Source organism: Halalkalibacterium ligniniphilum, assembly GCF_000334155.1.
Taxonomy (GTDB): domain Bacteria; phylum Bacillota; class Bacilli; order Bacillales; family Bacillaceae_D; genus Halalkalibacterium; species Halalkalibacterium ligniniphilum.
Window position 1 is genome coordinate 1 of sequence record NZ_ANNK01000088.1, and the last position, 8,194, is coordinate 8,194.

Genomic DNA, 8,194 nt, shown 5'->3' on the forward strand with positions numbered 1-8,194 from the left:
AGGTCATACCAGCCATTATTGGCTACTTTTCAACAGCCTATGTTGAAAATCTTGTTCCAATTGGACTTGCATTTGCGGCAGGGTCAATGTTATTTATTGTGTATAAAGAACTTATTCCAGAAAGCCATGGGGACGGACATGCTTTGGGTGCAACGTATTCGTTTATTGTTGGATTGTTATTGATGCTCACATTAACCCAGTGGTTTTAAGAAATCATGATTTCTTTCAAGGGATGAAAATCCATTTTTCTTATACAAATACGTCCAACGTTTGCACGTTCTTGAAGATTAAATTGGGTATTCGTCTCTGTTTGTGTATAATGGAGAAGATAACACGAAGGTCAGGAGTGAATACAATGATTCATCAAGATTGGGTTAACCGTGAGACAATTAAAACGGTTAAGTGTATCCATACGAATGCCAAAAAATATATGGTTAATCGCGCCCTTACAACAGGGAAGTCATATAATGTAAAAAATGAAACGGAAGAGTTTTACTTTGTGATTGACAATACTGGAAAAATAGGTGGTTATTATAAAGAATATTTTGCTTAAAAAGACAGCCATGCTGTCTTTTTTTTATACGAAAAATGAAGAGCACTTGCTTTGCTTTTTATACAGTAGTCATGTATGATCAAAGTAATAGATGTAAAACACTACCAAAAATATGGCGAGGTGAACATATGGATACACAAACACTTCTATCGTTTATTCAGGAATATAGTTATATTGCGCTTTTTCTTATTTATGCGGTAGGATTGTTTGTGTTTCCTGTGCCAAATGAAGTTTTGCTTATGACCGGGGGCTTTTTAGCCACGACTAGATATCTTTCACCGATTCCAACGTTTTTTGTGATTCTGCTCAGTATTTTTGTTCATGGGACGCTTCTTTATTTGCTAGGGTGGAAAGGGGGAAAGCCTCTTTTAGGTCGGGCAAAGCAACATGCGTTTTTTGATAAACGCGTGCAAAGAGGCGAAGCTTTTTTAAATCGTTATGGATTAAAGGCGGCTGCTTTTAGTTATTTCTTGCCATTCTTACGTCATGCTACTCCCTTTAGTGTCGGTTTATCGAAGTTTCGGTACGCTCAATTTGCAATGGTTGCTTTTGCTTCTGCAACCATTTGGTCAAGTATTTATTTTTTCATAGGCTACTATTTTAGCGCCTATACAAAACAGATTGGAAATGTAATAGAGCAATACGGTGTCTTTGTCGTCCTTTTCGTTTTAATCATTGGTATTTATTACTCCATTCGAGCAGGGAAAAATCGTACAGAAAAAAAAAGCAATATTAAGCATTCATGAACCATCTCCATATAGTTATGGTAATGAGGAGATGTTTTTTTAATGGAAACGTATTTTTGATGTATATTCAATCTTTCAAAAGGCAATAGCTTATAAAAAACGGAGGAATAAAAATGTGTTTGATTCTGAGTTTATCTATACAATCCTTCGAACATTCGTTTCATTTGGGTTTCTTCTTTTCATGAGCCATTTGCTTGGAAAGCAAACATTAGCACAAATGACCAATCATGATTTTATTACGATGATCGTGATGGGTTCGATTGCAGCGAATCTTGCTTTTAACACAGCCTTTGGTTTTATTCATATGTTAACTTCCCTAGCGCTTATTGGTTTTTTAGGATATGTAGCTACACGTCTTAGCTTAAAAAGTCGTTTTTTTCGAAAGTGGTTTAATGGGGAACCGACTGTATTGATTGAAAATGGTAAGATATTAGAAGAAAACTTAAAACGTCAAAAATACTCTATTGATACATTGAAACAGTCACTTAGAGAGTATCAAGTTTTTGATCTATCCGATGTGCATTACGCGATCCTTGAACCGGATGGTCATATCTCTGTTCAAAAAAAGCCAGAATTGGTGTCTGTTACAAAAAAAGATTTGCACCTTCTTGCACCACCGATTCGTTATCCCATTGAATTGGTTATAGAGGGGGAAATTCATGAAGTAAATTTCGACAAGCACAAACTGTCAAGGGAATGGTTAACAAACGAGCTGAGGAAAAGAGGGTGTACGCTACATGAGGTCTTTTATTGTGTATTAGGGACCCACGGACAGCTCTTTTTCGATTTGTACAAAGACAACATTACTTCACCAATTGATACGGAAGAATAAAGCAGTGAGTGAAGCACAAATAATATTAATCGTATAAAGAAAAGATTGTGAGAGAGGTTTAAATGAGAGTACGTGTTATGGGAAGAGACCAAGAGGAGCTATTGCGATTTATGGAAGATTTAAAAAAACTTCCAGGTTATGAAGTGACGTATCATTCTGACGCTCGAGATTCCACAAAGACAAATAATCCAAAATACCAACGGTCGAAGGATGCGATCATCTATGCTGATGTTCGCAAAGCATAAATGATGCATAAAGAGCAGCTTACGAAATAGCTGCTCTTTTTTTCTGACCTCTCATTTTCTGTTTTTTTGTTTCTGTCGTTAGAAGAATTGAGAAAGCTACAGCACCAACCCCAAGCGATTGCCAAATGGAAAGGGAATCTGAAAACACGAAAAGTCCAAGTAAGATTGCAACGACAGGTTCAATCGTTGTCAGAAGTGCAGCTCGGCTTGATTCAATCATTGAAAGCCCTTTTGTGTAAAACAAGTACGCAATGACAGTTGGAAAGAGAGCAAGTCCGAGGCTATAAAAGAGAACAGTCGGATCAAAAAATAAGGTTGCATTTTGCAGAATACCGCTTGTTGGAAAGATAAACACACTTGCACAAATAAAGGAGTAGAGGGTAATCGTAAGCGTATCGTAACGTACGCTCACATACTTTCCGAAAATGCTGTAAAGAGCATAAAAGAAGCCTGAACCCAGTCCCGCAAGTAAAATATACGGTGTTACGTTTACTTGAGCAGTTGGAAGTAACCCTACGACAAAGCTACATCCAATAAGCGTAGAAACAAGTGCCGCGACTTTTCTTTTGGTAAGAAGTTCTTTGAAGAAAATTCTAGATAAAATCATCACAAATAAGGGACCTGTATAGAGTAAGACAACTGCTAAAGAAACTGAAGACTGTTCCATGACGGTAAAATAGCACCAGTTAAAAAAGACAATACTAACAACCCCGGTGCCGAAAAAAAATGGAAGGTCCTTTAGTCGAATTTTAAGGTATGTACGGTTTGTCAGGAAAATAAATAGGAGTAGAATCAGAGCGGAAAGTATGACACGGATGGCAACAACTTCCCAAGGTGTAAGCCCGTGCTCATATAATTTTTTTACAAATAAACCGATGGTTCCCCAAAGTGCGGCACCAATGACTGCAAAGCCATAAGCCCTACGAATGTCCATAGCATCTTCCTCCTATATAAACTATAGCATAGGTTTACGGGTATGAACATGCAGGAACGTCAACGGCCGTCCTTGACATTTCCAAAAAAATGAAGGTGTTTACTTCAGGGGCGGTATTCTATGGGCTTTGTTTAAGCGAAGAAAAGGGGCTGGGACAAAAGAGTTTTATTGATGAGAAATTCGAACGTCATGATCGTTGATGCATAGCATTCGCCTCGGAAATATGCTTCGCTTTCCGCGGGCGGCTGGTGAGCCTCCTCGTGCTTACGCACTGTGGGGTCTCATCCTTTCCTTTGATCCCGCAGGAGCTACGTCTATTTCCTCCGCTAAGGTTGTGCATTTTTCGCATTTTCAATCATACATGCTCGTTATGTCCCAGCCTCTTCACATTCTTAGCCTTTTACTGATTCTAAATATTCGTTGTAGGACATCATTTTGTCAACGAGTCCGTCTTCTGTCAATTCAATAATCCGATTGGCCACTGTTTCATTAAATTGATGGTCATGTGTTGTAAATATCATCGAACCTTTAAAGTTAATTAAGCCATTATTTAATGCAGTAATCGACTCTAAATCAAGATGGTTCGTTGGCTCATCAAGAAGAAGAATATTAGCACCGCTGAGCATCATTTTTGAAAGCATGCAGCGAACCTTTTCTCCCCCTGATAGAACACTTGCTTTCTTTAATACTTCTTCTCCAGAGAAGAGCATGCGTCCTAAAAAGCCTCGAAGAAATGTCTCGCTATCATCTTGTGGAGAGAACTGCCGAAGCCAATCTACCAAGTTTAAATCACATCCGTCAAAATAAGACGAGTTATCTTTCGGAAAATACGCTTGAGATGTCGTTACACCCCATTTAAATGTACCTTCATCTGGTTCGATTTCATTCATGAGTATTTTAAATAGCGTCGTTTTAGCAATCTCATTTCCAACTAGTGCAATCTTATCGTCCTTATTCATGACAAAGCTGACATTGTTTAAAACTTTAACACCGTCGATGGTTTTTGAGATGCCTTCAACGCGTAAAAGGTCATTTCCAATTTCTCGATCCGGAGTAAAATGAACATACGGATACTTTCTTGAAGACGGTTTGATGTCATCAAGGGTGATTTTTTCAAGCAGCTTTTTACGTGAGGTTGCTTGCTTAGATTTGGAAGCATTCGCACTAAAACGAGCAACAAAGTTTTGTAATTCTTTGATTTTTTCTTCCTTCTTCTTATTTGCTTCTTGAGTTAATTTTAATGCCAATTGGCTCGATTCATACCAGAAATCATAGTTTCCAACGTAAATTTGAATTTTCCCGAAGTCTAAATCAGCAATATGAGTACAGACTTTGTTTAAAAAGTGACGATCGTGGGAAACGACAATGACCGTATTTTCAAAGTTAATTAAAAAGTCCTCAAGCCATTGAATCGCTTTAATGTCCAGGTGGTTCGTTGGCTCATCCAGTAAAAGAACATCAGGCTGTCCAAATAGAGCTTGGGCAAGCAATACTTTAACTTTTTCAGCCCCCGTTAATTCAGCCATTTTTTTCGTATGAAGATCTTCTGTAATGCCAAGACCTTTTAAAAGAATGGCTGCCTCAGATTCTGCTTCCCATCCATTAAGCTCTGCAAACTCACCTTCTAGCTCAGCCGCTTTAATGCCATCTTCATCGGTAAAGTCCGCTTTCATGTAAATAGCATCTTTTTCTTGCATTACTTCGTACAAACGAGCATGTCCCATAATGACAACATTCAAAACCTCATGATCTTCATATTCAAAATGGTTTTGCTTCAGAACGGCCAATCGTTGTCCCGGCTTTAAATGAACATCGCCAGTTTGCGGCTCAACCTCTCCTGATAAAATTTTAATAAAGGTTGATTTACCAGCACCATTGGCACCAATAAGCCCGTAGCAATTGCCTGGGGTAAATTTAATGTTCACTTCTTCAAAAAGCTTACGACCACCGTACTGTAAGCTCACATTATTCACTGTAATCATGTACGTATTCATCCTCCATCTAATAAGACTCCCATGAATTATAACATGTTCTTATTCGATAGGAGGAGTTGTAACGAAAAACAATCCAAAATTTTGTAATTTTTCAGGTGAAAAAGTAGGGGAAAAGCAAAGAGAGAAAAACGGATTTTTGATAGAATTTAGAAGAGGCCAACCTTATTATTAGCCTCAGTCACTTCTAGATAAAGCATTCTAGGGTTTTAAAACAATTTTGATACAATCATCTTGGTGGTCATTGAAAATTTTGTAGCCATGACTAGCATCGTCAAGAGCCATTTTGTGGGTGACAATTTCTGTAGGGTCAAATTCGTTATTGATAATCTTTTCGTAAAGCTCTGGCATGTAATGGATGACAGGCGCTTGTCCTGTTTTGATGATCACGTTTCTTGAAAAGAATGCTCCAAGTGGAAAGTTATTGTAATTCCCGCCATAAACACCGGTAATTTGATACGTACCAAACTTACGTACCGCCTTTGTAGCGATTTGAATCGGTCCTAACGTTCCGCCTTGAAGCTTTAATTTTTGTTCAATAAATTCAAGTGGAGATTTCTTTCCATCCATCCCAACACAGTCGACGACAACATCTGCACCACCTTGAGTAATCTCCTTTAAGTGCTCACCCATATCATCGTATTGAGTAAAATCAAAAATTTCTACATTATTCATTTTCTTCGCATGGTTTAATCGATAGTCAATGTGGTCTATAGCAATGACTCGTTTTGCCCCCTTCATCCAAGCAAATTTCTGTGCCATTAATCCAACGGGACCACATCCTAGCACAATGACGGTATCACCTGCTTTGACACCAGCATGGTCAATGCTCCAATAAGCGGTTGGAATCACATCAGATAAAAAAAGAAGAGATTCGTCCTCTAGCTCACAGGATTCGGGAATAAGAAAAGGAGTGAAGTTTCCGAAGGGAACTTTTAAATATTCCGCTTGCCCTCCTGGGTGATTTCCGAATTTTTCTGTGTAGCCAAAATATCCTCCTGAATCATAATGAGGGTTTGAATTATCACATTGACTTTCCATTTGATGTTCACAATAAAAACAGTGACCGCAAGCTACATTAAACGGTACAACGACACGATCGCCTTTTTTTACTTTTGTGACTTCAGGACCTACCTCCTCTACAATACCCATTGGCTCATGTCCGATAATGTAGCCCTCGGGTAATGGCATGTTTCCTTGGTACAAATGTAGGTCTGAGCCACAAATTGTCGTTGAAGTAATCCGTACAATAACGTCATCATTTTTTTCGATTTTCGCATCGGCTACTTCTTTTACTTGAACATTATTCGGTCCTTGATAGGTTACGGCTTTCAAACATTCACACTCCATTCAATTTGAAATAAGAAATCTTCAACTGCTAGTATTTGTGTTTTTTTCGCATCTATTCAAACCGCTCTGCTTCGAATATGAATTTAGACTTATCTGAATAAGGTAGGCACGTGACAAAATGAAAAGAATCCCTCTTGAATCAACGCCTTATCATCAGTAAGGTAAAGGTATGTAAATCCGTACGTGAATGAAAAATAAATTTTTTTCAAAAGGAAGTGAATCAACGGATGCTTCAAATAGCGAAAACAAAGCTTCGCGAGTACTTCGGCTATTCTGCATTTCGTGAAGGGCAAGAGCGAATTATTGAACAGGTTTTAAGTAGAAAAAACTCATTAGGTGTGATGCCCACTGGCGGCGGGAAATCTCTCTGTTATCAAATCCCAGCTCTTATATTTGATGGTTTAACCATTGTCATTTCTCCACTTATTTCATTAATGAAGGATCAGGTGGACGCCCTATTGCAAGCAGGGATTTCGGCTACTTATCTGAATAGCACGCTAACAACAACGGAGCAGCAGAATCGGCTGTATCGCCTTCAGCGAGGGGAGTATACCCTTGTTTATATCGCTCCTGAGCGGCTTTTTTCACCGGATTTTCATGAAACGTTAAAGAACATTCCTATTTCATTTGTTGCGATTGATGAGGCACATTGCCTATCACAATGGGGGCATGATTTCAGACCGAGCTATTTAAACATCTCAACCTGGCTTGATGAGCTTTTAGCCAACCCAACTGTGCTTGCGTTAACTGCTACTGCAACACCACACGTTCAGCAAGATCTATGTGAACGATTAAACATTGATTCTAAAAACGCTGTTGTCACAGGCTTTGAGCGAACAAATTTGCATTTCTCAATTAAAAAAGGGATCGACAAGCTCCATGCTTTAGAGGATGATATCGGTGCGTTTGTAGATGAGTCTGGGATCATCTATGCGGCAACTCGTAAAGAGGTAGAACACATTTATGAACGATTGAGAGCGAAGGGATTTGCAGTGGGAAAGTATCATGGAGGAATGAGTGAACAGGAACGAACGGAAAATCAGAACGCGTTTATCAATGACTCGATTTTTATAATGGTAGCAACCAATGCGTTTGGAATGGGGATCAATAAATCAAATGTGAGATATGTGATTCACTATCAGCTACCTCGTTCAATTGAGGCTTACTATCAGGAAGCAGGGCGAGCTGGAAGGGACGGTGAGCCAAGTGTTTGTATATTATATTATTCCCCTCAGGATCTTAGAGTTCAAACGTTCTTAATTGAACAATCGCACATGGAAGAAGAACGAAAAGAAGGAGAGTATGAAAAGCTTCAACAAATGGCTGCCTATTGTCATACAGAGCAATGCCTTCAATCCTACATCCTTCAGTATTTTGGCGATGAGCGTGAAATCACATGCAACCGCTGTTCTAGCTGTGAAAATGACCAAGAAGCAATGGATGTTACAAGAGATGCCCAAATGGTCTTTTCCTGTATAAAGAGGGTAAGGGAGCGTTTTGGGAAGACAATTATTGCCCAAATTTTAACAGGGTCTTCAAATCA

General features: G+C 38.8%; 8 protein-coding genes and 1 pseudogene. 6 read left to right on the forward strand and 3 right to left on the reverse strand.

Translation table 11 applies throughout. From position 1 onward, the window contains the following. The 5 genes and pseudogenes from BLT_RS21715 to BLT_RS0109735 all read left to right on the forward strand — a co-directional run. Positions 1-209 (forward strand): annotated as a pseudogene (locus BLT_RS21715) (ZIP family metal transporter); the annotation flags it as partial. A 146-nt stretch (positions 210-355) separates the two neighbouring features. Further along, positions 356-553: a DUF6501 family protein gene (locus BLT_RS0109720; protein WP_017727601.1), complete on the forward strand. Its 198-nt coding sequence runs from the start codon at positions 356-358 to the stop codon at positions 551-553. Between the two features lie 128 nt (positions 554-681). After that, complete coding sequence (locus BLT_RS0109725) at positions 682-1,299, forward strand: DedA family protein (protein ID WP_017727602.1); 618 nt, start codon at positions 682-684, stop codon at positions 1,297-1,299. Between the two features lie 115 nt (positions 1,300-1,414). Continuing rightward, entirely contained in the window at positions 1,415-2,131 is a 717-nt protein-coding gene (locus BLT_RS0109730) for a DUF421 domain-containing protein (RefSeq protein ID WP_017727603.1), read from the forward strand. A gap of 62 nt (positions 2,132-2,193) precedes the next feature. Beyond that, complete coding sequence (locus BLT_RS0109735; protein ID WP_017727604.1) at positions 2,194-2,376, forward strand: DUF3970 family protein; 183 nt, start codon at positions 2,194-2,196, stop codon at positions 2,374-2,376. Between the two features lie 19 nt (positions 2,377-2,395). Here BLT_RS0109735 and BLT_RS0109740 read toward each other — a convergent pair whose 3' ends face one another. The 3 genes from BLT_RS0109740 to BLT_RS0109750 form a co-directional block, all read right to left on the reverse strand. Next, positions 2,396-3,310, reverse strand: coding sequence for a DMT family transporter (locus BLT_RS0109740; protein WP_017727605.1), 915 nt, complete (start codon positions 3,308-3,310; stop codon positions 2,396-2,398). A gap of 392 nt (positions 3,311-3,702) precedes the next feature. Next, positions 3,703-5,292, reverse strand: a complete 1,590-nt coding sequence (locus tag BLT_RS0109745; RefSeq protein WP_017727606.1) for an ABC-F family ATP-binding cassette domain-containing protein — start codon at positions 5,290-5,292, stop codon at positions 3,703-3,705. Between the two features lie 210 nt (positions 5,293-5,502). Beyond that, on the reverse strand, positions 5,503-6,636 hold the full coding sequence (locus BLT_RS0109750; RefSeq protein WP_017727607.1) for a zinc-dependent alcohol dehydrogenase: 1,134 nt from the start codon (positions 6,634-6,636) through the stop codon (positions 5,503-5,505). Positions 6,637-6,878: 242 nt separating this feature from the next. Here BLT_RS0109750 and BLT_RS0109755 point away from each other — a divergent pair. After that, positions 6,879-8,194: RecQ family ATP-dependent DNA helicase (locus BLT_RS0109755; protein ID WP_017727608.1), on the forward strand; the 1,316-nt coding region annotated here is incomplete at its 3' end.